General features: G+C 69.2%; 17 protein-coding genes. 8 read left to right on the forward strand and 9 right to left on the reverse strand.

The window, feature by feature from the left end; all coding sequences use genetic code 11:
• Nucleotides 1-1,848: a GH39 family glycosyl hydrolase gene (locus tag OG214_RS13865; RefSeq protein WP_405984894.1), complete on the forward strand. Its 1,848-nt coding sequence runs from the start codon at nucleotides 1-3 to the stop codon at nucleotides 1,846-1,848.
• A gap of 147 nt (nucleotides 1,849-1,995) precedes the next feature.
• Nucleotides 1,996-3,480, forward strand: a complete 1,485-nt coding sequence (locus OG214_RS13870) for a glucoamylase family protein (RefSeq protein WP_405984895.1) — start codon at nucleotides 1,996-1,998, stop codon at nucleotides 3,478-3,480.
• Here the strand turns inward: OG214_RS13870 and OG214_RS13875 are convergent.
• Complete coding sequence (locus OG214_RS13875; protein ID WP_405984896.1) at nucleotides 3,464-4,537, reverse strand: glycoside hydrolase family 18 protein; 1,074 nt, start codon at nucleotides 4,535-4,537, stop codon at nucleotides 3,464-3,466. The two genes, OG214_RS13870 and OG214_RS13875, sit on opposite strands and share 17 nt — an antisense overlap.
• Before the next feature lie 151 nt (nucleotides 4,538-4,688).
• On the opposite strand from OG214_RS13875, the gene OG214_RS13880 reads away from it, so the two are divergent.
• Both OG214_RS13880 and OG214_RS13885 read left to right on the forward strand, forming a co-directional pair.
• Nucleotides 4,689-6,794 carry a TPM domain-containing protein gene (locus tag OG214_RS13880; RefSeq protein WP_405987498.1) on the forward strand — a complete coding sequence of 702 codons (2,106 nt, stop codon included), beginning with the start codon at nucleotides 4,689-4,691 and terminating at the stop codon, nucleotides 6,792-6,794.
• Nucleotides 6,795-6,826: 32 nt separating this feature from the next.
• Entirely contained in the window at nucleotides 6,827-7,537 is a 711-nt protein-coding gene (locus OG214_RS13885; protein ID WP_363082121.1) for a PspA/IM30 family protein, read from the forward strand.
• A 137-nt stretch (nucleotides 7,538-7,674) separates the two neighbouring features.
• Here OG214_RS13885 and OG214_RS13890 read toward each other — a convergent pair whose 3' ends face one another.
• The 5 genes from OG214_RS13890 to OG214_RS13910 all read right to left on the reverse strand — a co-directional run bounded on the left by OG214_RS13890 (nucleotide 7,675) and on the right by OG214_RS13910 (nucleotide 12,762).
• Nucleotides 7,675-10,242 (reverse strand): SpoIIE family protein phosphatase, encoded by a 2,568-nt coding sequence (locus OG214_RS13890; protein ID WP_363082120.1) that lies wholly within the window; start codon nucleotides 10,240-10,242, stop codon nucleotides 7,675-7,677.
• A 145-nt stretch (nucleotides 10,243-10,387) separates the two neighbouring features.
• The gene (locus OG214_RS13895) at nucleotides 10,388-10,816 is read right to left on the reverse strand and encodes an ATP-binding protein (RefSeq protein ID WP_383031442.1); all 429 of its coding nucleotides are present in this window, start codon (nucleotides 10,814-10,816) and stop codon (nucleotides 10,388-10,390) included.
• A 203-nt stretch (nucleotides 10,817-11,019) separates the two neighbouring features.
• A complete protein-coding gene (locus OG214_RS13900; RefSeq protein WP_382853446.1) occupies nucleotides 11,020-11,448 on the reverse strand; it encodes a (deoxy)nucleoside triphosphate pyrophosphohydrolase in 429 nt (142 codons plus the stop codon).
• Nucleotides 11,449-11,502: 54 nt separating this feature from the next.
• Nucleotides 11,503-11,682 carry an SPOR domain-containing protein gene (locus OG214_RS13905; RefSeq protein ID WP_405984897.1) on the reverse strand — a complete coding sequence of 60 codons (180 nt, stop codon included), beginning with the start codon at nucleotides 11,680-11,682 and terminating at the stop codon, nucleotides 11,503-11,505.
• Nucleotides 11,683-12,009: 327 nt separating this feature from the next.
• Entirely contained in the window at nucleotides 12,010-12,762 is a 753-nt protein-coding gene (locus OG214_RS13910; protein WP_363082130.1) for a GntR family transcriptional regulator, read from the reverse strand.
• A gap of 153 nt (nucleotides 12,763-12,915) precedes the next feature.
• Between OG214_RS13910 and OG214_RS13915 the strand changes: the two genes are divergently transcribed.
• A complete protein-coding gene (locus OG214_RS13915) occupies nucleotides 12,916-14,100 on the forward strand; it encodes a pyridoxal-phosphate dependent enzyme (protein ID WP_405984898.1) in 1,185 nt (394 codons plus the stop codon).
• Between the two features lie 95 nt (nucleotides 14,101-14,195).
• Nucleotides 14,196-17,042: a discoidin domain-containing protein gene (locus OG214_RS13920; RefSeq protein ID WP_405984899.1), complete on the forward strand. Its 2,847-nt coding sequence runs from the start codon at nucleotides 14,196-14,198 to the stop codon at nucleotides 17,040-17,042.
• 117 nt (nucleotides 17,043-17,159) lie between these two features.
• Here the strand turns inward: OG214_RS13920 and OG214_RS13925 are convergent, their stop codons facing one another.
• Nucleotides 17,160-18,386 (reverse strand): damage-control phosphatase ARMT1 family protein, encoded by a 1,227-nt coding sequence (locus OG214_RS13925; RefSeq protein WP_405984900.1) that lies wholly within the window; start codon nucleotides 18,384-18,386, stop codon nucleotides 17,160-17,162.
• 179 nt (nucleotides 18,387-18,565) lie between these two features.
• The gene (locus OG214_RS13930) at nucleotides 18,566-19,843 is read right to left on the reverse strand and encodes a tyrosine-type recombinase/integrase (RefSeq protein WP_405984901.1); all 1,278 of its coding nucleotides are present in this window, start codon (nucleotides 19,841-19,843) and stop codon (nucleotides 18,566-18,568) included.
• Between the two features lie 897 nt (nucleotides 19,844-20,740).
• Between OG214_RS13930 and OG214_RS13935 the strand changes: the two genes are divergently transcribed.
• Together OG214_RS13935 and OG214_RS13940 are read left to right on the forward strand one after the other, a co-directional pair.
• Nucleotides 20,741-21,730, forward strand: a complete 990-nt coding sequence (locus tag OG214_RS13935; RefSeq protein ID WP_405984902.1) for an AAA family ATPase — start codon at nucleotides 20,741-20,743, stop codon at nucleotides 21,728-21,730.
• Nucleotides 21,723-24,365, forward strand: coding sequence for a S8 family peptidase (locus tag OG214_RS13940; protein WP_405984903.1), 2,643 nt, complete (start codon nucleotides 21,723-21,725; stop codon nucleotides 24,363-24,365). Before OG214_RS13935 ends, OG214_RS13940 begins: the two co-directional genes overlap by 8 nt.
• 152 nt (nucleotides 24,366-24,517) lie before the next feature.
• Here OG214_RS13940 and OG214_RS13945 read toward each other — a convergent pair whose 3' ends face one another.
• Nucleotides 24,518-25,321, reverse strand: coding sequence for a hypothetical protein (locus OG214_RS13945; protein WP_405984904.1), 804 nt, complete (start codon nucleotides 25,319-25,321; stop codon nucleotides 24,518-24,520).
• Nucleotides 25,322-25,385: the final 64 nt, after the last annotated feature.

Genomic DNA, 25,385 nt, shown 5'->3' on the forward strand with positions numbered 1-25,385 from the left:
ATGACCGAAAAGTCCGCCGCTCACACCGACTGGGAGTCGCGCATCGGAAAGCCCAGCGATGAGCGGCTCACCGGCATCGGGGAGCTTCCCGCTCCCCTCGGTCTGTCCGCCGAGGACGGCACCGGCCATGTGCTGCTGACCTGGCGGCCGGTGGCAGGGGCGCTCGGCTATCTGGTGCACCGCGCCGACTCCGCCGAGGGCCCCTTCGAGCCGCTCGACCATCTCGGCGGTGATGTGCTCGCCGTGCCGCACCCGCCGTACGCGGACACTCTCGCCGAGCCCGGCCGCGGCTATTTCTACAAGGTGGCCACCTGGTCCGACAGCGGGGCCGGTGAGCTGTCCGAGGCGGTGCCCGGCTCCGCCAGGGCCGCGGGCTCCCGCCCCGCCGAGGTCACCGTGGCGGTGGACGCCGCCGCCCCGGCCACCGAACTGCCCGGCGTCTGGAACCGGATGATCGGCGCTGAGCACTTCTCCCTGCTGACCTGGGAGAAGCCCGGCGCGGGCGGCTCCGATGTCGCGAAGGAGTACGGCGAGGCACTGGCCATCGTCCGCGACGAGATCGGCGTACGCTCCGTGCGCGCGCACGGGACCTTCCTGCCCGAGACCGTGACCGTCCGGGACGACGGCTCCTTCGACTTCTCCGGCCTCGACGCGGTCTATGACCGCTTCCTGGCCACCGGCCTCCGGCCCGTCGTCGAACTCTCCTTCATGCCGCGGGAACTCGCCTCCGACCCCGACTACACCGTCTTCGGCTACAAGGCGCTCGTCTCCACACCCGCGCGATGGGAGCGCTGGGGTGATCTCTGCCGCGAGCTGACCGTCCATCTCCAGGAGCGGTACGGCCGCGACACCGTGGCCGGCTGGGAGTTCGAGGTCTGGAACGAGCCCAATCTGGAGGTGTTCTGGAACGGCACCCAGGACGACTACCACCGGCTCTACGAAGTCGCCGTACGCGCCGTGAAGGGCGTGGACGAGCGGATCCGGGTCGGCGGGCCCTCCTCCGCCGCGGCCGGCTGGGTCGGCGCGCTGCTGGAGTACTGCCAGGAGCACGATGTCCCCGTCGACTTCGTCTCCACCCACACCTATGGCAACGCGCCCCTGGACTTCCGTCCGATGACCCGCGCCTTCGCCGCCGCGACCGGCGGACCCGAGCCGGAGATCCTGTGGACCGAGTGGGGCATCACACCCACGCACTTCCACCGTGTCAGCGACTCCGTCTTCGCCGCGCCCTTCGTTCTGCGGGGGATGAAGAGCGCCCTGTCGTCCACCGACTGTCTCTCCTACTGGGTCGCCTCCGACCAGTTCGAGGAGCTGGGCTGGCCACCCCGGCTCTTCCACGGCGGCTTCGGCCTGCTGACCGTCGGCAATCTGCGCAAGCCGCGCTTCTGGGCGCTGTATCTCCTCTCCCGGCTGGCCGGCGGCCGGATTCCCGTGGCCGTCACCGGCGACGGCGCGGAAGCGCTCGTCGAGTCCATCGCCACCCGCGCAGAGGACCGCTCCACCGTGGACGTCCTCCTCTGGAACGGCACCCTCGACCAGTCCAAGCTCGACGGCGCCACCGAGCTCGACCGCGCCGCGGCCGTACGGGTCGGCGGGCTGGAGCCGGGCGCCGTCTACACCGTCGAGTCGCACCGGGTCGACGAACGGCACGGCAATATCCGGGCCGTCTGGCAGGACCTCGACGGTGGCGACTGGCCCGACGACCAGCAGTGGGCGAAGCTGCGCGCCGCCGACCGGCTGCCCGCCGAGGAGCTCGCGCCCGTCACCGCGGACGCCGACGGCACCGCGGCGCTGACCGTCGGTCTCCCCAACCCGGGCATCCGCTTTCTGCGCTTCGCCCGCGCCTGATCCGCGCCCCGGCCGACCCGGGGGCCGGCGGCACCTGACCGTCGTCGGCCCCCGCACCACCGCAGCGACCATCAGCACAGCCACAGCCACAGCCACAGCCACAGCCACAGCCACGATTCCACATCTGCCAACGGGAGCTGGACTCTTATGGACCGTCGCACGTTTCTCGCCGCCGCGGGAACCGGGGCCGCCGCCCTGTCCCTCGGAGCCGTATCCGCACCTGCCGTCGCCGCATCGCGTTCTCGTGTCTCTCATGCCTCTGATACACCGCTGCTGCGCCGGTGGTTCCACGATACGTATCACTCGATCGAGGCAATGACGACCGACCTCGGTCTCACCGCGGACAAGATCGACGTCAGCGGCCCCGGTACGCCCGTCCCGTCCCAGAACACCTCACCGACCAATATCGGCTGCGGGCTCTGGTCCACCGTCGCCGCGGCCGGCCTCGGCGTGATCGACCAGGACACCATGCACCGCGCGCTGGCCCGTACCGTCTCGGCCGTCGAGCGGCTCGAACGCCACCACGGCTTCTGGCTCAACTGGTACGACGCCTACGACGGTTCCGTCCTGACGAGCTGGCCCGGCACCGGCGACCCGGTCCGCCCCTTCCTCTCCTCCGTCGACAACGCCTGGCTCGTCACCGGCCTGCGCATCGCCGCCGACGCGGACCCGCGACTGCGCCCCCGGGTCGCCGCGCTCCTCGCCGGCGCGGACTGGTCGTACTACTACACGCCGTACGACCCCGCCGACCCGGTGGCCGGGCCCGGCCAGCTCCGCGGCGGCTTCTGGACCGACACCGGCGAGCCCACCGGTCACCATTACGGAGCCCTCAACACCGAGCCTCGCATGGCCAGTTATCTGGGCATCGCCGACGGCACCCTGCCCGGCGAGCACTACTGGCACATGCTGCGCACCATGGTCCCCGAGAACGGGCAGGAACAGCCCCCGCAGGGGAGGTACGACACCATCGACGGTGTCCGCGTATGGCAGGGCCACTACACCTATCGCGGCCGCAAGCTCGTTCCCACCTGGGGCGGCTCGATGTTCGAGGCGCTGATGGTGCCCCTCTTCGTGCCCGAGACCGAGTGGTCGCCCGGTTCCTGGGGCACCACCCACAGCCGCTATGTCCGCTCCCAGATCGAACACGGTCTGGCGGAGACCGGATACGGCTACTGGGGCTTCTCCCCCTCCAATGTGCCCGAGGGCGGCTACCAGGAGTACGGCGTCGACGCGATCGGCATGCAGATCGACGGCTACGCCTCCAACACCGACCGTACCTTCGTCACCCACGGCGAGCCGTCGCCGCCCGCCTCCGCCTACACCAACGGTGTCGTCACCCCGCACGCCTCCTTCCTCGCGCTCCCCCAGGCGCGTGGGGAGGCCATCGCCAATCTGAAGGCGATCGCGCGGGACTTCGGCGCGTACGACGACCGCTACGGCTTCCGCGACTCCGTCAATGTGGGGACGGGCCGGGTCAGTGACTTCGTCCTCGCCCTCGACCAGGGGATGATCGCCGCGGCCCTCGCCCAGGACTTGCGTCCGGGCCTGCTCCAGCGGCCGTTCCGTACGGGCGGATTCGCCTCTCGGGTACGGCCGCTGCTGGCGAAGGAGCGTTTCAGCATCCAGCCGTGACGCAGCCCCACCCCGCGCGGTACGCCGTCCAGTCGCTCTCGCGCGCGGCGAAGTCGACATAGATGGCGACCCCGAACCGCTCCCGGTCACGGTCCGTGCGCCCCAGCCCCAGCCTGACGCCACGGACCGCGGCCGCGACGGTCTCCGCGTGACCGTGATGGCTCATGTCCTCCTCGTAGTAGAAGGGCAGTCCCATCAGCAGATCCGTGTCGGGCGGTGTGACCTCCAGGGCGAGCGTGGTCTGCTGGGCGACATAACCGCCGTAGAGACTCTCCAGTGGCATCGCGGTGTCGTAGGACATGACGGCGATCTGGTCGACCCGCCGTGCCACCTCGGCGAAGAACGCCTGTGACCACCACTTGGGGTGTCCGGTGAGGGCTCCGGCGACCGAGTGCAGCGCGGGCACCGGATCGATCTGATGGGCGGCGATGGAGAGCGGTACGTCCCTGGCCCGGGTGAGAACGCGCAGATCGTCGAGGAGCGAGAGATAATCAGGGTCCCCCGAGTGCAAGGGCTCCAGATCGAAATGGACACCGTCGAATCCCGCGTCCAGGATCTGCTCGGCCGAGCGCACCACGGCGGCGCGTGACGCCGCCCGCTCCAGCCGCAGTCCGTCGGGACCCTCGGTCGCCAGTTCGTCGCCCAGCCAGGCGTGCACCCGTACATCCGGAATCGTGCGGTGCACGGCGTCGATCAGCCACCGGGCCCGGGGATAGCGGGCGGCGGGCAGGGTTCCGTCGTGCTCCAGCGGTCCGGTGTGAACATACAGGTCGCGGATTCCGGTCCCGCGGATACGCTCCGCGAAGGCGTCGAGATCGGCGTCCTTCTTGCGGCCGTCCACCCAGGCGTGGCCGAGCCAGATGGCGTCCCGGCCACGGGTCTGTGTGCCGTCCTCGATGTCGCCCGCGTAGTTGATACGCAGCGCGACGGCGACGGTGACCACCGGTACGACGAGCAGAACGACGAGCACCAGCGCGATCCGTCTGGGCCACCGCGCGCGCGGGGCGCGCCACGCCCGTACCAGTGTCCGCCCGAATCCGCGCAGTCGTGCCCGCAAAACCGTTCCCCTCCCCAGGAGTCATGACCGTCCGGCCATGAAGGCGTCCAGGCTATGTGCCGAAGCCGGGCGGCAGGCGCGCGGTATGCGCTCCAGGTTCGGTCATTTCCGGTCGCGAAGGATCCAACGCGGACATAACCTCCAAATTGTGATGCTTCCCGAGAGCTCCACCCGGACGCACATAGCCGGCCGGACCCTTCTGGCCGTACTGGTCATGGCGTGGTGCCTGCTCATACCCGGCGCTCGGGACGCCCAGGCCGATGATCCGATCACACTGTCGCGGCAGGGACAGATCACCGACAAGGTGGGGGCGCTCGGCGATCGCAGGGTGGCGGTCGGCCATTCCCTCGACCGTCTCTACACCGACAACCGTGTGCAGCTCTTCGTCGCATACGTACGCGACTTCTCGGGACACTCCCCGCAGAGCTGGGCCGATTCCACGGCGGTGCGCAACGGGCTCGGCCGCGACGACATTCTGCTGGCGGTCGCCACCCACGACCGGCAGTACGCCTACTCCGTCGACGCCGGCTCCCCTCTCACCGACAGCCAGCTCGCCGATGTCGCCAGGACCGCCGTCGAGCCGGCGCTGCGGCAGAACGACTGGGCGGGCGCGGCGATCGGAGCCGCGAACGGATACGACGCGGTGCTCGCGGGCCGGCCCGTACCCACACCCGCCATCACGCCCGGCGAGCCGGACCCGGGCGGGAGGGCGGCCAACGGAGGCGCCGCGACCAATCTGGTGCTGCCCGTCGCCGTCGTACTGGCGGCCTTGGCGCTCGCGGCCTATATCTACGGCAAGCGCAAGCGGCGGGCGGCGGCTCACACATCGGCGCGGGGCGGCGAACAGGGCTGGGGCTCTCCCGGCGGAACTCCGCGGCCACCGCCGACGCCGCTGCCCGAGCTGGACGGCCGGGCGAAACAGCTCCTGGTCGAAACGGACGACGCCCTGCGCACCAGTCAGGAGGAACTGGGATTCGCGACCGCGCAGTTCGGCGAGGAGGCCGCCGCGCCCTTCACGGACGCCGTGCACTTCGCCAAGGGGCAGCTGACCCTGGCGTTCCGGGTGCGGCAGCAACTGGACGACGCCATTCCGGAGGACGACACGACCCGGCGCCGAATGCTGGACGAGATCATCGCCCGCTGCACGGAGGCCGACGACCGGCTGGACGCCGAGTCCGAGGGCTTCGACCGGCTGCGGGCCCTGGAGCAGAACGCGCCGCAGGCGCTGGACTCGGCGCGAACGGCCTTCCACGAGCTGAGCGGACGTGCCACCACGGCGCGCGCCACGCTCACGGCGCTGCGCGAACGGTACGCCGACTCCGCCTCCGCGCCCGTCACGGACAGCGTCGAGCAGGCCGAGGACCGGCTGGAGTTCGCCTCCGCCGGTCTGGACAAGACGCGCGGATTCATCGACGCGGCGGACAACGGCAAGGCGGCCGTGCATGTGCGGGCCGCGGAGGCGGCCATCGGACAGGCGGCCATCCTCGTCGAGGCGGTCGAGCGGCGCGCGGCGGAACTCGCGGAGGCTGTAGGGAAGCTCCCCGGCGCGCTCACCGAGACGGAGACGGACCTCGCGGACGCCCGCGGTCTGCTGCGCGGCGCCACGCCGGGGGTGTCGACGGCCGATCTCCAGGGCCGGATCGGCCGCGCCGAGGCGGTGGTCACGGAGGTACGGCGTGAACTGGACGCGGGGCGGTACGACCCGATCGACGCCCTGCGCCGGGTCGAGGAGACGGACGCGGTCCTGGACGAGTCGCTGACCGGGGCCCGCGAGCGTGAGCAGGGCGTTCGCCGGGCCGGCACCCTCCTCGACCAGGCGACGCTCAGCGCTCGCTCGGCCATCGGCGCCGCCGCTGACTACATCACCACCCATCGAGGAGCGGTGGGCAGCCAGGCGCGAACCCGGCTGGTGGAGGCGCAGCGACGGCTGGAGCGGGCGCATGCGGCGGCATCGACCGACGCGCAGGGCGCGCTGGCCGAGACACAGCTCGCGGACGAGCTGGCCCGGGAGGCCCAGTACCTCGCCGAGCAGGATGTGCGCTCGTACGGGAACCGATATGGCGTCGGCGGTGTACAAGGGGCAGGAGGCGGGCTCGGCGGCGCCGTGCTCGGCGGGATCATCCTCGGCGGCCTGTTCGGCGGCGGAGGCGGGCTGGGAGGAGGCGGGGGCTTTGGCGGGGGTTACCGCGGCGGCGGTCCTGGCAGTTTTGGCGGCGGTGGCACGCGCGGCCGGATGGGCGGTGGCGGCCGTTTCTGACGCAATTCCCTTTCCCCACAAGGAGAAGAGCCATGACCAAGCAGACCATCCTCGGACGCGTCACACAGCTGGCGAAGGCCAATATCAACGCGCTGCTGGACCAGGCGGAGGATCCGCAGAAGCTGCTGGACCAGTTGATCCGCGACTACATCAACAACATCAGCGAGGCGGAACAGGCGGTGGCGGGCACCATCGGGAATCTCCGTCTGCTGGAGCAGGACCACCGGGAGGACGTGGAAGCGGCCCGGGAGTGGGGTGTGAAGGCGCTCGCGGCGAGCAGGAAGGCGGACGAGCTGCGCCTGTCCAGCCATGGCACGGAGGCGGACACCTTCGACAATCTCGCCAAGGTGGCCCTGGAGCGCCAGCTCCAGTCCGAGAAGGAGGCGAAGACGGCCGAGCCGACCATCGCCTCGCAGACGGAGGTCGTGGACAAGCTCAAGACCGGTCTGGAGCGGATGCGGTCCAAGCTCGGCCAGTTGCAGTCGAAGCGCGACGAACTGGTGGCGCGGGCCAAGACCGCCCAGGCACAGAATCAGATGCTGGACGCGGTCAAGAACATCAATGTGCTCGACCCGACCAGCGAGATCGGCCGGTTCGAGGACAAGGTGCGGCGCGAGGAGGCGAGAGCGACGGGCAAGCAGGAGCTGGCCGCCTCGTCCCTAGACGCGCAGTTCGAGCGGCTGGACAGCGTCGGCGACAGCGCGGAGGTGGAAGCGCGCCTGGCGGCGCTCAAGGCCGCCTGACCGGGTGGAGCGGCGGCCCCCCGTGCAAGGGCGGGCCGCACGGCCGTCACGGCCGGATCGTACGGGGCGGTCCGGCTTCGGCTTCGGCTTCGGCTTCGGCTTCGGCTTCGGCTTCGGCTGGGTATGGTGACGGAACGTCAGAACATGCTCAAGAGCTGCTCGACCGTCGGTTCCGCCGTCGAGTCACCGTCGGGCAGGGCGAGTTCGAACCAGACCGTCTTTCCGCGTGGGGTCCGGCGCGAGCCCCACGCGGCGCTCAGCAGACCGACCAGTTGCAGCCCCCGGCCGCCCTCGTCGGTGTCGCGGGCGCGTCGCCGCCGGGGCTGGACCAGTCCGGCGTCCCACACCTCGCAGACGAGCGTACGGTCACGGAGCAGCCGCAGTCTGATCTCGCCCTCGCCGTAGCGCATGGCGTTGGTGACCAGTTCGCTGACGAGCAGTTCGACGGTGTCCACGAGCGGTTCGAGATCCCAGGCCACGAGCTGTGTGCGGGCGAGTTCCCGGGCCCGGCCGACGGAGCGCGGCTCGCGTGGCAGCCGCCAGTCGCCGACCGCGTCGGTGGGCAGTCCCTGGATACGGGCCATCAGAAGGGCGATGTCGTCCTCGCCGTGCCGGGTGTCGAGCGTGTTGAGGACGTGGTCGCAGACGTCTTCCAGCGGGCGGCCGGGGTTGGTGAGAGCGGCGCGGAAGGCGCTCAGTCCTTCGTCGAGCGGATGGTCCCTGGACTCGACGAGACCGTCCGTGTAGAGGGCCAGCAGCGCGCCCTCCGTGAGGTCGACCTCGACCTGCTCGAAGGGTTCACCGCCCACACCGAGGGGCATTCCGGGCGGCACATCGAGCATCAGTGCCGCTTCGTCGGGTTCGACGAGCATGGGCGGGAGGTGGCCGGCGTTGGCGAAGGTGCAGCGCCGGGTGACCGGGTCGTAGACGGCATAGACACAAGTGGCGAGATAGACCTCGGAGAGATCGGCGTCGCGCGTCTTGTGGGCGACCCGCGAGGCCTGCTGGGCTCCGCTGGGGGTGCCGAGACCACGGGCGATCTCGTCGAGCGCGGAGAGCACTTCCGCGGGCTCCAGATCGAGCAGCGCCAGGGTGCGTACGGCGGTGCGCAGCTCTCCCATGGCGACGGCGGCCCGCAGACCGCGTCCCATGACGTCACCGACGACCAACGCCGTCCGGTGGCCGGGCAGTTCGATGACGTCGAACCAGTCGCCGCCCACCTCGGTGGCGGTGTTGCCCGGCAGATAGCGGCAGGCGATGTCCAGCCCGGCGGCCTCGGGGTCACCCGGCGGGAGCAGACTGCGCTGGAGTATGAGCGCGCGCTCGTGCTCCCTCCGGTAGAGACGGGCGTTGTCGATACAGACCGCGGCGCGCGCGGCGAGTTCGACGGCGAGCGCCCGGTCCCGTTCGCCGAACGGTTCGCTGCCCTTCGTCCGGGAGAACTGGGCGAGTCCGATGACGGTGTCGTGGGCGACCATCGGGACGGCCAGCGTGGACTGCACCAGGCTGCCCGCCTCACCGGGGATGGACTGCACCCGGCCGGTCCGCAGGGCGTTCGCGCTGAGCGAGCTGAACGGGAAGCGATGGACGGCGCCGACCTGCGGTGGGACATATCCCTCGTCGCCCGCGCCGCCAGGACCGGTCAGCGGGGCGTCGGAGACGGCGCTGGCGAAGGCGACACGACGCAGCCGTGCGCTGCCTCCGCCGGAGTCGTTGCCGGAGGAGCCCCACCGTCCCGGCGGTGCCTCCTCGCCGGTGAGCAGGCTCTGGTAGAGATCGACGGCGGCCAGGTCGCAGAAGCCGGGGACGGCGACATCGAGCAGTTCCCGGGCTGTGGTCTCCAGATCGAGGGAGTTGCCTATCCGGGCACTGGCCTCGTTGAGGAGGGCGAGATTACGGCGGGCGCTGGCGGCCTCGCGGGCGGCGATATGACGCCGGGTGACATCGGTGCCGACCCCGGCGACACCGATGGGGCGGCCCGATCCGCTGTGCACACGGTAGAGATTGACCGACCAGTGCCGGCGCTCCTTGCCGCCGGGCTGGGTGCCGACGATCTGAAGGTCGGTGACGGATTCCCCGGTCTTCAGGACCCGCTGGAGGGCGGCGGTCATCCGCTCGGCCTCGGGACGGGAGAGATAGTCATGGACGGTACGCCCGCGGTGGTCGCCGACCGCACCGCCGAAGACGGTGGCGAACCGCTGGTTGGCGCGCTGCACCTTGAGATCGGTGCCGAACAGAAGGAAACCGAAAGGAGATTGGCCGAAAATAGCCTGCGAGGAGGCGAGGTCGGTTTCGATACGGCGCAGGGCCCGGACGTCGACGACGATACAGAGAGCACCCCGTTCGCCACTTTCCGTCTCGCTCGGCATCACATAGACCTCGGCGAGCCCGTGCTCCCCGCGGCCTCCGTGCTCGCCGTCGGTCCGGAACGGGACCAGGCCGGTCCACTCCTTGCCGTCGAGTATTTCCCTGACCCGGCGATGCCCGCGCGGACGCAGGTCGGCGGGCATGAAGACCTCGACCGGGTCCTTGCCCCTGACCTGGTGCGAACCGATTCCGAACAGCTCGGCGGCACGCTCGCTCCACTGATCGACCAGCCCGTCCGGGCCGATCGAGAAGGAAGCGATTCTGATGTAGTCATATATCGAGCCGGGCGGACTGCTCTGCCATACGACGTCGCCCGTCGTCCCAGATATCTCGCTCACGCGACCGTCCCCTCCAGCTCACGCACCGGACCGGCCATGCCCGCAGTATTCAGCACTACGGCCCCGGCCGACACGCCGTTCACGATCACAGCACGGTCTCGTTCTTTTTGAGCCGTGTCGACGTGATCGTTCTCCCTTCACACTTCTAACCAGGCAGAGGCAGCTCGAACCACACGGTCTTGCCCGTCTTCCCCCGTCGAGTGCCCCAGCGCTTGGCCGAGCAGGCCACGAGCTGGATCCCGCGGCCCCCCTCGTCGTCGGGACCGGCGGGCCGCTCGGTCGGAAGGTCAGGGAGCGGGTCGGACACCTCCACCAGGAGCGCGGCCCGCTCCGAGGCCGCGGAAGCCCCGGCGCGAAGGGCGAGGTGTACCCCGATCGGCCCCGAGGCATAGCGCAGAGAATTGGTCACCAGCTCGCTGACCAGCAGTACCGCCACATCACGGACGGCAGGAGGCAGTTTCCAGGTGCGGAGCGTGTCACGTACGGCATGGCGGGCGGCATGGACGGAATCGAGTTCGGCGGGGAAGGTCCACTCGGCCTCTGCGCCGTCCTCTGTGTCGATCAAGCCGATCACTTCCCAAGACCGACGGCAGGGACCGCATCCTTTTGAAGGGGTTAATCAGTACATACCCGGCATTCAAGACAGCTATCGCCCCGCCGGACGCACGGTGGGACAAACGGAGTAGACACTCCGGCTCCGGACCACGGAGGCACGGCCCAGGGAAATGACCAGGGAAAGAACCGGGGGAAATGACTCTTGGGGGCTCAAGCGGAGCTCTAGCGGGAGGAGGTCCCGTTCGCGGCGTCGGGCGAGGCGGCGCGAAGGCGGCGGGCGGCTTCGGCCACGGCCGGGCGGTCCTGGTCGAGCCAGTCCACGGTATGGATCTCGTCCGGGCCGAGCCAGCGCAGCTCGTCGTGGTCCTCAAGGGGAAGGGGCTCGCCGGAGAGCAGCCGGGCCGTCCACACCTGGAGCACATAGCCGGGCTTGAGCGGCCACTCACCGGGGATTCGCTCCACCGGCTGTGTCTCCACGCCGAGTTCTTCCCGTAGCTCGCGCACAAGCGCCTGCTCGGGCCCCTCTCCCGGCTCCAGCTTGCCGCCGGGCAGCTCCCAGCGTCCGGCCAGCTCGGGAGGCGCACTACGACGGGCGGCCAGCAGCCGGCCCCGGTCACATACGGCACCCGCCACCACGACACGATCACTCATGCGCCGGAGCGTAACCTGAACGCGTTCGCGCCCAGGACGGGTCAGGACCAGGACCTAGTACGCGGTCTGGCCGACGCGCTCGACCCAGTAGAGCTGCTTGTGTCCGGAATCGGAGAGGCTGTCCACCGTCTTGTTCGCCTCGTCCTCGGTGGCATATCTGCCGACGCGATAGCGGTTGCCGTTGTCGTCCTCCCGTATCACCAACCACGGGAGCGCGACCGCGCCGTCGTTCATCGAACTCCTCCCGCCACCGGCCTGCATGTCTCTGAAAATTCCCAGGAAACCGCAATCCGCATATGCCCGAGCCTACGCCTGACCTTCACTCAGCGGATACGTCTTTTCACGAAGAGGCACTCATCCGGCCAACAAAACGCCGAAAAGCGGGGGCACGCGCCGGCGTGCGCCGTTACCCCGCTCCGGCGTACACGGCACGGCACTTCGGTACGCGACGAACACGCGATGGTGCCACCGGAAGCAGGAGAACGTCAGTTGACACTCCGTCATGGCGCCCGGACCACAGGAACGGGGCGACACGGACCGACAACAGCGGTCGTCTGAAGGCTACTTGACGGAGAGGTGGTAAGCGATGCGGTACCGGTCGGCGGGGACGACCACTTCCGCCGTCTCCACGGCACGCCCCGACGCGTAATAGGTCCGCTCCAGCACCATCACCACATGGCCGGGCACACCGCCGAGCGTCAGCAACTCCTCCGCGAGCCCCGGCCGTGCGCCGACCTGCTCCAGCACGTTGTCCACGACGAGGTCGATGGCCGCCATCCGCTCGACCACCCCGCACCCTCCGAGCGGCCCCTCCTCGGGCAGCATCACCGGCGTACGCCCCGTGAGCGACAGCGGCTCCCATGAGGTGGAGAGCATCATCGGCTCGCCCCCGTCCCGGAAGACATAGCGCGTACGCATCACCGGTTCGCCCGGCTGGATACCGAGGCGGAGCGCGATCTCGGTCCCCGCCTCCTCCTGCTCGCTCCTGGACTCCCACGTGCCCCGCGCCCCGGCCTCCGCCTGCTCCTGGCGGAACGGACTGGAGCCGGACGGCGGCCGGTACCCCGAGCGGGAGATCCGGCGCGGGACGGGCCGCTCCCGTACATACGTGCCCGAACCCGAGCGCCCCTCGACCAGACCTTCCGCCATCAGCACCTTGCGCGCCTCCAGCGCGACCGTGTCCGAGACGCCGTACTCCTCGCGGATACGGGCCTGCGAGGGCAATCGGGTATGCGGCGGCAGCACTCCATTGACGATCTTCTCGCGAAGATCGCTCGCAACGCGCAGATAGGCGGGCTGCTCACCGAAGGCCACGGGCACTCCCATCAGGTTGACAGACAGCAACAGCGTGGCAACCGTCGGTTGTTGGCCGCAAGCATGGGCCAGAGTTTCACCCGAAGTGATGACTTATGGTTTGGCAAAGGTCTGGCACCGGGGCTCACCTGGGCGGCTGCCATGCTGGTCGGTATGACGACGACGTATCCCGCCTGCCTCTGTCCGGTCGACGGCACCCGCTCGCCCGTCGATTCGTACGCCTGGTGCTGCCCCGTCTGCCGGGGGCCGTGGGATCTCGCCTTCGACACCTCGCCGGTAGCTCTGCGTTCCCTTCCCCAGCGGGTCAATTCGCTCTGGCGGTACGAGGAGGCGCTGCCGCTCTCCGCGCCCGTCACAAGCCTCGGCGAGGGCCGTACGCCGCTGGTGGCGCTGACCCCGTCCGTCTCCGCCAAGCTCGACTTCCTGATGCCCACGCTCTCCTTCAAGGACCGGGGCGCGGTGATGCTCGCGGAGCTGGCGCGGCGGCTCGGGGCGGAGCGCGTCATCGCGGACAGCAGCGGCAACGCGGGCACGGCCGTCGCGGCGTACTGCGCGCGGGCCGGACTGCCCTGCACGGTGTATGTGCCGGAAGCGACCTCGCCGAAGAAGACCGAGCAGATCCGGGCCCACGGCGCGCGTCTCGTACGCGTCCCCGGCGACCGGGAGGCCACCGCACTGGCCGCCCGGACCGCCGCCGACGAACCGGGCACGTTCTACGCGAGCCATGTCCACAACCCGTACTTCCTGCACGGCACGAAGACCTATGTCTACGAGCTGTGGGAGGACCTCGGGGGACGTCTTCCCGAGGCGATCGTCGTACCGGTCGGCAACGGAACGCTGCTTCTCGGTGCCGCGCTCGCCGTCGCGGAGCTGTATGGGCACGGTCTCATCGCCGAACGCCCCGCGCTGATCGCCGTCCAGGCCGAGGCGGTCTCACCGCTGGCGACCGCTTTCCACGCGGGCGCCGACGACCTGCCCAGCGCTTCCGCCACCGCCGACGCCAGAAACGCCGCCACTGCCACTGCCACCGTCACCGCCGGCCCCGGAAACACCACCGCCGCCAGCGCCACCGCCACCACCCTCGCCGAGGGCATCGCCATCCCCCGTCCGCCGCGCGCCCGCCAGATCCTGCGCGCCGTAAGGGAGTCCGGCGGCACCTTCCTCACCGTGACGGAGGACCAACTCCGCGCCGCCCAGCTCGATCTGGCCGCCCGGGGCCTCTTCGTGGAGTCGACGGGCGTCGCCTGCTGGGCGGCGGTGGGCAGCTGGACCGACCGCTCCGCCGTCGTACCGCTCTGCGGCGCGGGCGCGAAGACCGGCCTCGCGCCCTCGGCCTGACCAGCCCTCGGCCTGACCAGGCGCTCAGTCCGTTCACACGTTCACCACGCGCGCCGTGCGCGCCCGCGCCGGACGCCCGTTCATACGGTCGTACGGTGAGACTCTCGCGTACGCACGTGCTCGCCCCCCTCCTCGCGGGCGCCCTCGCTGCCGCCGTGCCCCCGCTCTCGTACGCCGAAGACCGGGGCTCCTCACCGTCCTGCGGGGCGGAGGCGGATCCCGGCTGGTCACCCACCGCCACCCGCGTCGACCCCGTCGACAGCCACCACGCCTACACCGGGAACGGCTATCTGGGAACGCGGGTTCCGCCGATCGGCGCCGGTTACGCCGAGGACGGCGCGAAGACGGGCTGGCCGCTCTTCACCCCGCGCTACGACGGCGCCTTCGCGGCCGGACTGTACGCCCGCGAGCCGAGCACCACCGCAGGCCGGCAGGTGCTCGCCGCGCTGCCCACCTGGACGACCGTGCCCGTGCGGGTGGGCGACGAGACCTTCGGCGAGGACAGCCGGATCTCCCGCTACCGCCAGAGTGTTCTGCTGCGCTGCGGAGTGGTCCGAACCACCCTGCGCTGGACCGCTGGGGACGGCCGGGCCACCGACCTGACGTACGAGGTCCTCACCGACCGGTCCGACCCTCACGTCGGCGCTGTACGACTGCGTCTCACCCCGCGGTGGAGCGGCGAGGCCACGATCGGCGGCGGACTCGACTGGCGCGGGGCCAGGCGCCTCGCCCGCACGGGAGAGCACCGCTCCAGGGACGCCGACGTCACCACCTTCCGTACCGAAGGTACGGGGACGACCGGCGCCGTCGCCACGATGCTGCGACCGTCCCTCGAAGGCCCGACCGAGGGCCAGGACGCAGGCCCGACCAAGGGCCCAGTCGAGGACCCAGCCGCAGTCCGGACCTGGAGCCCGGCCAGGAGTCCGGCCCAGAGCCCGGCCCAGAGCCCGCTCGGCGGCTCGGTCGGCGGTCCAGTCGGCGGTCCAGTCGGCGGTTCGGCAAGTGGTCCGGCCAGCGGTCCGGTCCCGGTCCACGCGGACCGTACGTACGAGTTCGCGAAGTACGTCGGTGTCGACACCACCCTCACCTCACGTGATCCGCGCGCCACCGCCATGGACGCCGCCCTCCGGGCGGCCGGCCACGGCTGGCAGGCGCTGTTCGCCGCCAACGAGGCCGCCTGGTCGCCCCTGTGGGACGCCGATATCGACGTACCGGGGCAGCCCGATCTCCAGGCGTGGCTGCGCTCGGCCCAGTACGGACTGCTGACCAGTACCCGTCAGGGGTCCGCCGACAGTCTCGCGCCCACCGGTCTAACCAGCGACAACTACGCGGGGCTGGTCTTCTGGGACGCCGAGACCTGGATGTATCCGGGCCTGCTGGTGACCCGGCCCGAACTGGCCCGCTCCGTCCTCGACTACCGTTTCCGCACCCGGGGCGCGGCGGCGGCGAATGCCGAAAAGCTCGGTTTCAAGGGTCTGTTCTACCCATGGACCAGTGGTGGTGAGGGACACGTCTGGACGGAGTGCCAGTCCTGGTATCCGCCCCACTGTGTCACCCAGAACCATCTCCAGGGTGATGTCGCCCTCGCCGTCTGGCAGTACTACCTGGCCACCGGCGACCGGGGCTGGCTGCGCGAGCGCGGCTGGCCGCTGCTCAAGGGGATCGCCGAGTTCTGGGTTTCGCGGGTCACCGCCAACGACGACGGCAGTTACTCCGTCAAGGAGGTGGCGGGTCCCGACGAGTACAGCAACGGCGTCACCGACGGTGTCTTCACCAACGCGGGCGCCGCCACCGCGCTGCGCAACGCCGCCCGTGCCGCCGTGCTCGTCGGTGAGCGGCCGCCCGGTGAGTGGACGCGGATCGCCGGCAAGATCCGTGTCCCGTACGACGCGCGCCGCAAGATCTACCTCCAGTACGCGGGCTACGACGGCTCCCGGATCAAACAGGCGGACACGGTCCTGCTGACATATCCGCTGGAGTGGCCGATGCCCGCGGGGGCCGCGGCGGCGACCCTCGATCACTACGCCGAGCGCACCGATCCGGACGGGCCCGCGATGACGGACTCGGTCCACGCGATCGGCGCCGCCGCCATCGGGGAACCGGGGTGTGCGGCGTACACCTATCTCCAGCGGTCGATCCGGCCGTTCGTCCGGGGACCCTTCGCGCTCTTCTCCGAGGCCCGGGGCGACAAGGCGGGGACCTCGGACCCTCTCGCCGGAGCTCCGGCACAGGATTTCCTCACCGGAAAGGGTGGTTTCCTCCAGGTCTTCACCCACGGGTTGACGGGGCTCCGGCTGCGGGAGGACGGCGTACGGCTCGACCCCATGCTGCCTCCTCAGCTCGCGAACACCAACACCAACGCGAACGGGGACGGAAACGGGAAGACCAGCGCGAACCGGAGCGGGAGCGGGAGCGGGGTGAGCCTGCGAGGACTTCACTGGCAGGGGCGTACGTACGACATCGCCATCGGTGCCCGCGAGACGACGGTCCGGCTCACCTCCGGCGAACCGTTCATGGTGCACACGCCGGGCGGCGCACGGCGGCTGAGTACGACGCTCATCCTGCCCACGCGCCGCCCTGATCTCACCCCGACGCCGAACGCGGCCCGTTGCCGGCCGGCGACGGCCTCCTCCGAGCAGCCCGGTCTGTACGCGGCGGCCGCCGTCGACGGCAGCAGGGCCACCTCCTGGGTCCCCTCGGCCGCCACGGCCTCGTTCTCGGTGGATCTGGGCCGTACCGTCCCGATCGGGTCGGTCGCCCCGGAGTGGACAGCTTCGCGCCCCGCTTCGCACTCGGTCGAGACCTCGACGGACGCGACGCGCTGGCAGCCGCTGCGCCCCGGGGCGCGGGCCCGTCATATCCGCGTGACCGTACGCGCGCCAGCCGGCGATCAGCGCTCGGGAATCCGCGAACTGACGGTCAGGACGGCGAAGACCGATTGACCGAACGGCCGGCTGACCGGCCGACCGGCTGACCGGCTGACCGGCTGACCGGCTGAACCTGCCTGCCGGCCCAACGAGTCAGCCACGGCCCCAACTGTTCCGGACGTAAGAACGACATCACCGCCGGACCTGGATCAGCGCGTGAGTACCGCTGGTGCGCCAACGCTGGTCGTGCGCGGCAACGAGCGCGGACTCCGTCCGCTCGTCGAGTCCGACGATCACATCGGACTTCAACGTGCGCAGAGCCGCCACGGGACCCGGGAAGTACGCCGTGCGCTCGGTGAACGAGGTGGTGGCGGGCCAGAGTTGATCGCCCACCAGACGCCGGTAGTTCAAGTCGCCTTTCATGATGGTCACCGTGGCCTCCGCGAAATCCTGACGCAGATCGTCGGGCATGTCCGAGTACGGGAGAGGCGCGCAGGAGAAGGGGTGCGCCCGCACGACAAGCCGACCGCGCCCCATCGCCTCCCACAGCCGTTCGCCGACCACCCCGGCAACGCCGTCGGCCCGCTTCACATGACGCAGGCAGTCGATCACATCAGCGGTCGTGGCGTCCGAGACGAAGTACGGATACGGCTTGACGTGCAGGACGACGTGTTCGGCGTGCTGGTGCCGCAACAGGTGGTCGATCAGGAGCAGATCGGGGACGAGTTCACGTCCGGCGTTGTCCGCGACCAGACATACCGTGTTCGGTCCTCCGGCGGGGAGCAGCGACCAGAGCGCCGCGGAGTCGTCCGCGACAAGAGGAGCGCTGACACCAGCACCAGCACCCGCACCCGCACCGGAACCGTGACCGGCACCAACAGTGCCGCCCGCCGCCCCGCCGTCGGAGACCAGGCGGAAACCGAGGTCCGCGCGGTTGCCCCACAGCGAGCCCTGGAGCAGTGCGCGCGCCTGCTCGTCGACGGTCCGCATGGCGAGCCGGTCCAGCGCCACCAGTTCCGCTTCGGCCTCTTCGGTGCGCAGCTCGGCCTGCTTGAAGGGGCGGAACGGATCGATGCCCAGCCACGGCCCCGGCACGAAGTACCCGACGGCATCGAGAAGCTTGCGGTAGAAGTAGCTCTCCGCCCACAGGAACGGCGCGTCGAACCACGACCCGCCGACATACCCCCGGTCCCACCCCGCCCACCGGTCCCGGTCACGCGCATCGGACCCAAGGGGCTCGATCACCCCCTCCGTGCACTCCCCGAGCAGAACATCGAGCGCCCGATGCTGCTCAGGGCCGTACGGGAAGGCATCACGCACTCTCCTGATCAACGCCGGATGCCGCTCGGTCAGCACACCCCAGGAAAAGGATCCGGGCTTGTTGCTCACAATGACTGGCGCGTCAACGATTTCGGGCATGCCCCGATGATCCCCCGGAAGAGCACGCGATCGCCGCCCTGCCCAGGGTGAAGCGGTAGCAGCACAAGGATGCCCAGCACCCGCCCAGCACGGGCATGACGAAGGGGCCACCCCTTCGGAAGCCGACCCCTTCTGACCTGCACACTTGACGAATCTCCTAGCGCACAGTATCGAAAAGGTCACACGTCGAAGCGGAATGTTTGGTGCAGAGCTCCCACCTGCGGAAACGTGGTTTCTGGGGTGCCCATCCCAACACCATCCCAGCACGGGAGTTCTATCCCAGCGCCCTGCAGCTCAGTCGCCTCACCAGCAGCCCCTTGCCCCGTCGCCTGGGTACTGACGCCGGATTCGGTCGGCGCCTCAGTCGGGCCCGCCTCAATGAGGGGTGCTGGCCTCATCGCGTCCTGCAGGACCGTACGACAGCGGCGCCAGGCACTCGGCAGCAGATGCCCGTAGATGTCGATCGTGGTCTTGACCGATCGGTGGCCTAGCCAGCGTGACACCTCGTAGATCGGGACGCCGTGGGCCAAGGCGGTCGAGGCGAAGAAGTGCCGCAGGCTGCCAGGGGTGTATGCCGCCTCCCCGTCCGCGCCGACCAGGCCCGCCGACTGACACGCTTTTTTGAAGTGGTAGCCGTAGGTGGACGCGGTGGGCATCGTGCTTTTGCCGTGGGCGCGCGGGGAGAAGAAGACTTCAAGCCTGCGCCGCTTGCCCCTCCGCCCGATGAAGATCACGGGCACCGGCTTCCATATCGACAGGTGAGCGTCTACCTCCTGATCAACAAAGAGGGCGGTCGGGACGTCGCGATATTCACCCTCCGTCCGATTTTTGAGCGGTACGAAGACCCTGTGGCAGTCCGCACGGTGGGCCATGGCGCTGACCTGCCAACGGATCCTGACGAACCCGGACCGTCGACATTCGGTGGAGAAGGCGAGGGCCTCGCTTGGACGCTGGCCAGTACCAGCCTGCAAATAGACCGCGAGCCGGTATTGCGGCGATATATGCGCCGCAATGAGGTCGACTTCAGTCGGCGTCGGAATCTCGTCTTCATCCGCTGCTGCCGGCCTCGCTCGGGATATCCGAACCCCTCGTGCGGGGTTGTCCGGGATCTGTTTGTCGACTACGGCCGCCTCCAGCATGGCGGCCACCACGAGTATGCGATCGTTGACCGTGGAAGCCGCCAGGCCCGCACCCGATCCGTGCAGGCTCTTGGCGAACTGTTCGAAGTCGCGTCGCGTCAGACTGGCCAGAGTCCTATGTCCCAGGCGCGGCACGATGTGGTTGCGAATGAAGCCCTCGTAGTTGCGGCGAGTCGTGTCACCGATGGCTCGCCGCTCGACCCAGTCCTGTGCCCAAACCTGCAGGCGCATGGCTCCCCGAGCGGGGTCCAGGAAGGCGCCCGACTTCTTGTCGTTCTCGACGTGGACGACAAAGGCGTCCGCACCGTCCGGGCCCACCCTCCGAGAGAACGACTTCTCCCGTTACCGGCCCCGCCTTCCGCCCGGCTCCCGATATCGCACCGTCCACCTGTGGCCGCACCTTGGACGTTCGCAGGGATAGCTCGGGTCCCGAACATCCCGCTTGCACTTCTGGAAAACGCTGGCCACCCACGCCTCCTCTGCTCGTGCCGAGAGCGAGGCGGCCGCTGTATCGCTCTCCGTGCGGCGCACCAGCCAACGGCCACATCCGCGTCAGCGACCCGTCCTGCCCGAAGCGCGCTCGACTCAGGGACCTCACCACTGCGGCCACCGTCCGCCGAGCGCAGTCATCCCTGATTCACCCAGCACACGAAACCGTGCTCCCTGTCCCCAAGACAAGCAAGAAGAAATTGACCAAACCACCCCTTGCAGTGAACGTGCACTCCCACTCGTGCACGTCCCAGGCCAAGGGAAGATCGGCGCGCGCCCTTCACCCAGCCCTGGAGGGACCAACCGCCTCCCGCCCCACCTGACGGGCGGCGGCGGGTGACAAAGCGCCCCGGCCGGGTCGAACGGGATCTTGGTACCGAGCGCTCGCTTCTCGCGGGCAAATACTCGATCCGGAAGCAGACTGGCGGCCTGAAGGGCGGCGGGTCCTGAGAGGGGCGTCGAACGCCTAGGCTTCCTGCGCTCGACCCTCGGTCGACATGCATGATCCGGGCATCACCGGTTCACGCCCCTGCCGCGGCGTGGGTGCGCGACGGCGCCCAGGCCATACCGGCTTTTCGCGCTGCGATCCACTCATTCGGACATCCCGGCCAGCAGAGGATCCGGGCAGCAGCCTGAGGCCCAGGGCCGTACGATGCAGGCGCAGGGGCCCGCTGATTTGGGTAGACCTCTTCTTACAGGCAGTCCACATCGGAGGGTGACAGGCGTATGGCGGCGAACGCCGATCACCTGAAAGCTCTTGTGCGGGCGCACTCCGAAGCCAACGACGACCTCTTCTACAGCGTCGCTCTGCAAGTTGCGGCGAAGTCCGCCCGCCAGGGGCAGGGAAAGTTCGCCGTAGAGCTGCGCGAGCTGGTCGAGGCCGCCCAGCAGAGGCAGGGGAAGCCGGACACCCAGCGGCGTGCCGCTACTCCGGTGGTGCAGCCCCGCGGTGAGCTGACCAGTCTCCTGACGGCAGGCTATCCGGACACCCAGCTCGACGACATGACTCTGGACGCCGGACTGCGCGCCTCGCTGGATCGTGTGCTGCACGAACAGCGACAGCGTGCACGGCTTGAGCGTTTCGGCTTTACCCCGGTGCACCGCATTCTGCTGTCCGGGCCTCCTGGGACGGGCAAGAGCATGACGGCAGCGGCCCTGGCCGGAGAGTTGAAGCTGCCTCTGTTCACCATTCGTCTGGACGGTCTGATCAGCCGGTTCATGGGCGAGACCGCCGCCAAGCTGCGCCTGGTCTTCGACGCCGTGGCTCAGACCCGTGCGGTCTACCTGTTCGATGAGTTCGACGCTCTGGGAGCCGAACGGGCGGCAGGCAACGACGTCGGCGAAGCCCGCAGGATCCTCAACTCATTTCTGCTGTTCCTTGATGAGGCGCCCTCTGAGAGTCTCGTGGTGGCCGGCACCAATCACCACCAGCTGCTGGACCAGGCTCTGTTCCGTCGCTTCGACATGATCGCCACCTACGGCCCTCCCACCGGGGAGGAAGCTGTACAGGTGCTGCAGCGACGTCTAGCCGGAATGGACACAAGCACACTACGGTGGGGCCTCGTGACAGAACGTGCATCGGGCCTGAGTCACGCCGAGCTAGTCAAAGCGGCGGAAGCAGCAGCCAAACGAGCTATCTTGGCTGAACGGGACGTGGTGGACGAGCAGCTGCTGCTGGAAGCCCTGACCGAGCGGCACACCTCCCACCATGCCTGAGCCCGACACTTCCGCACGGCTCAGTCCGCACCTGATCGTGCCCTGGGAGGCCGCCACCCTCACCCCGCGCTCCGAGCCTGCTGGCGGAAGCAGCCCGGACCTGGTCCAACACACGGACCGGCAGGGGCACGCCGACGCCTTGGTGGACGGGCTGGAGACGGCCCGCCGTGAGGCCACCCAGCTCATGCAGCAGACGCCCGAGGACCGCCAGCCTGACGGTTTCGCGGTGCGTATCGAGGCAGCTCGCGACCACCCACTGAACCTGGAGCGCCTGGACGCTTCCGGCCTGACACTCATGAGCAGCCACCCGCAGACGGAGAACAGCCAGCAGGACGCGCTGGTCTGGATCCCCTTCGACAAAGTCGCCTCGTTCACCCAGCGGATCGCCGACTTCACGGATGACACCCCCGGCGGAAACCCTAAACAGGCCCTGCTGGTAGCCAACATGGAACAGGTCCAGCGGGCTCTGCTGGAGCACCTCTGGCAGGAGCGGCAGGATCTGCCACAGCTGGGCGAGGAGCGGTGGTGGGAGTTGTGGTTCGATCCGCGGATCTCGCCGACTGCGGTTGCCACCTTGCGTTCCCTGGCCGAAGAGCGTCGCTGGCGGGTCAGTGCACGGGCGATCCATGTCGGGGAACGCCTGGTGGCGCACGTCGCGACGACCGGTAACGAGCTGGCGTTCTTGTTGGCCACCAACGCCTGCCCTGTTGAGATCCGCAGTCCTACCTTCGCCGAGGGCCTCTACGCCGTCGACCGCGAGTTCCGCGTGGACCTCGTCAAGGATCTCGCCGCGCGCATCGAGCCGGCCGCACCGGAGTCCCCGGCGGTATGCATCCTGGACACAGGGATAGCCCAGGAGCACGCCCTGCTGAAGCCCGCGTTGCACGAGCGCGCCTACAGCGTGCTCCCTGGCAGCACACCGGCCGACCGAATCGGGCACGGCACGCAGATGGCCGGGCTCGCCCTCTTCGGAGACTTCGCCGCAGCCCTTGAATCCCAAGGCCCCGTCGTCCTCGGTCACGGCCTTGAGTCCGTGAAGATCCTCAGCGACGCTCACACACCCGACGCGTCCCCGCGCACCTGTGCGGAAACGACCGCGAACGCGGTCGCAACCGCTGAGATCGGCAACGGCGGCCCCGCACCGTCCGGACGGGTCTTCTCGATGGCCGTCACCCGGCAGTCCGGGGAAGGGGAGAACGGCGTAGACGGCACCGCGACCCTGTGGTCAGCGACCCTGGACGCCCTGGCGGCAGGCACGGACGTCATCGTGCGGGACGACCGCATCGAACTGATCGGAGCACCCGATCCCGAAGCCTCACGTCTGATCATCGTCAGCGCCGGCAACATCCGCGGTGCTCTCCCCCACCAGATGCGCCGCGACGATGGCACGCTGGATCCGCTACTTCTGTCCGACCTGTCACGCATCGAGGAACCCGCCCAGGCACACAACGTACTCACCGTCGGGGCGTGCACGCACATGGACGCCGTCCCCGATTCCGCCCTGTTCCGGGGATACCGTGCGCTGGCGGCGCCGGGCGCCCTGTCCCCCTTCAGCCGGACCTCGGTGGCGCTGACCAACGCAGCCATCACCAAGCCCGACATCGTTCTGGAGGGCGGCAACATGCTCGTCGCCCCTGACGACAGCATCCTGGACGCCCACGATCTGGTGAGCGTGGCGACCACCCACCACGACCCTGCGCGTCAGCTGACCTGGACGAACGCCACGAGCGCCGCCACGGCCCAGGCGGCTGCGCTCGCCGCCACGGCGATGAGCGCCTACCCCGGACTGCGACCGGAAACGGTTCGCGCCCTTCTCGTGCACGAAGCCCAGTGGACCCCAGCCATGGTCGAACAGGGCCTGTTCAAGAAGACCGGCGCCCCCAAACTCGCCAAGGGCGACGTAATGCGCCAGGTAATCCGCCGGTACGGATGGGGCATGCCCACCGCCGAACGTATCCGCAGCAGCGCCTCGAACGCCGTCACCATGATCATCCAGAACACCCTGGTGCCGTACAAGATCAAGGGCGGGCAGGCTCGCCTGGCCGAACTCAAGCTGCACGAGCTGCCCTGGCCCCTAGAACAACTGCGCGACCTGGCCGAGACCACCGTCGACCTGCGCGTAACGCTCGCCTACATGATTGAGCCCAATCCCGGCCGGCGCGGCATGCTCGGCCGCTACAGCTACGCCTCCCACGGCCTTCGCTTCGCCATCAAAGGCTCCACCGAATCCAGCGACTCCTTCCAGAGACGACTGGCCGAACAGGCCGAACACGAAAGCGACGGCCTCGGCAACCCCAGGGCATTCGAGTCCAACAGCAGGTGGCTGGTCGGCCCCCGGGCCCGCAACCTCGGCTCCCTGCACGCCGACATCTGGCGCGGATCGGCGGCCGAACTCGCCGACTGCGGCACGCTCGCCGTCTACCCCGTCGGAGGCTGGTGGAAGGCGAACCGGCGCAACGACCGCATCGGCCTGCCCGTCAGCTACGCCCTCCTGATCTCCCTGCGCACCCCAGAGGTCTCCACCGACCTGTACACGCCCATCGCCACCCAGCTCGGCGTGTCGATCGGAGTGGCCCCACAGGCCCAGACCGATGTCGTGAACGGCATCCCCGTTCAGATGGAATTGGGCTGGTAGCTTCCCGGGCCAGTTCGGTCGAGGCCGAGCTTGATCCGACCGCGCCCACGTGGGGCTCCCCTATCGGCAGCCAAGCGCACGCCCAGGCCGTCCAAGCTCTTGGCCCGGGTGATCGCAGCGCAGGAAGCCTACGAACGCGGTGAGCCGCGTCTCTACCGTCGCGCGAGCCTCGCAAGGAATGTGTCTACGAACTTCTCGACTTCAGCTTTCGAATGCACGTCGCGAACGTCGAGGCGGCTGACCCACTCAATCCCAGCGTTGATCATCAGGCTGTCCCGGCTGCTATCACTTGACGCTCTGCCAGGTTTTCCGTGATGGGGGCCATCCACCTCGATGACCCCCGCACGCCCTCTGTAAGTGACCAAGAAGTCTGGCTCTCGTGTAGACCCGAGCAGCCGCATCCTGCCCAGGGGCATGACGCCGATCGTCTCGCTGTCAGACAGGGTGGCTTGCCGTTCCTTCAGCACTTGGTAGACCTTGCGCTCCCACTCGTTGGTGAAGTGCAGGTCATCCTCGATCGGGTGCTGATCCTCGGGCTCAAGGCGGACCTTCCGAGCCTGGTTCGTCGGCATGGGCCCGTTAGCCGTCCGGAGTTGCTTCCGCCAGTCCGCGCTAGGAACCGGGACAACCGGACTGACCTCGATCGAATCGATGCGCATGCTGGCCCGCCTAGGCACGACGGCGTGCATGCCACCCTCGATGCGGCTCAGCACCGCTTCTGTGAACTGGTCAACCAGGTTCGGTTCTACCGTGAAGTACACCATGTACTCGTCCGGTTCGTACTCGTTTGAGTTCCAGAGAGTCAGATCGACCGCAAGCACGTCAGTGGCGGCAATGGCAGCCTCGGTATCGCCCCGCTGATAGAGCAGAGTGGCGGCAGCGGCCAACCACTGCTCCCCCACTTGGTCGATCGGGTTCTTCTCCATGATGTCGGCCAGCGACAGCGCTTCACCCATACAGGGCATTCTGACAGCCAGCACTGACAACGCCGCCGCTCTCCGGGCGCGTTGGAACGGTCGA

It is taken from the genome of Streptomyces sp. NBC_00872, assembly GCF_045161915.1.
Taxonomy (GTDB): domain Bacteria; phylum Actinomycetota; class Actinomycetes; order Streptomycetales; family Streptomycetaceae; genus Streptomyces.

What these genes read in the sequence shown, in the direction of transcription:
- OG214_RS13935 (WP_405984902.1), top strand. Translation starts at nt 20,741, where the DNA reads ATGGCGGCGAACGCCGATCACCTGAAAGCTCTTGTGCGGGCGCACTCC.
- OG214_RS13940 (WP_405984903.1), top strand. Translation starts at nt 21,723, where the DNA reads ATGCCTGAGCCCGACACTTCCGCACGGCTCAGTCCGCACCTGATCGTG.
- OG214_RS13925 (WP_405984900.1), bottom strand. Translation starts at nt 18,386, where the DNA reads ATGCCCGAAATCGTTGACGCGCCAGTCATTGTGAGCAACAAGCCCGGA.
- OG214_RS13885 (WP_363082121.1), top strand. Translation starts at nt 6,827, where the DNA reads ATGACCAAGCAGACCATCCTCGGACGCGTCACACAGCTGGCGAAGGCC.
- OG214_RS13865 (WP_405984894.1), top strand. Translation starts at nt 1, where the DNA reads ATGACCGAAAAGTCCGCCGCTCACACCGACTGGGAGTCGCGCATCGGA.
- OG214_RS13870 (WP_405984895.1), top strand. Translation starts at nt 1,996, where the DNA reads ATGGACCGTCGCACGTTTCTCGCCGCCGCGGGAACCGGGGCCGCCGCC.
- OG214_RS13945 (WP_405984904.1), bottom strand. Translation starts at nt 25,321, where the DNA reads ATGGGTGAAGCGCTGTCGCTGGCCGACATCATGGAGAAGAACCCGATC.
- OG214_RS13900 (WP_382853446.1), bottom strand. Translation starts at nt 11,448, where the DNA reads ATGAGTGATCGTGTCGTGGTGGCGGGTGCCGTATGTGACCGGGGCCGG.
- OG214_RS13915 (WP_405984898.1), top strand. Translation starts at nt 12,916, where the DNA reads ATGACGACGACGTATCCCGCCTGCCTCTGTCCGGTCGACGGCACCCGC.
- OG214_RS13880 (WP_405987498.1), top strand. Translation starts at nt 4,689, where the DNA reads ATGCTTCCCGAGAGCTCCACCCGGACGCACATAGCCGGCCGGACCCTT.
- OG214_RS13905 (WP_405984897.1), bottom strand. Translation starts at nt 11,682, where the DNA reads ATGAACGACGGCGCGGTCGCGCTCCCGTGGTTGGTGATACGGGAGGAC.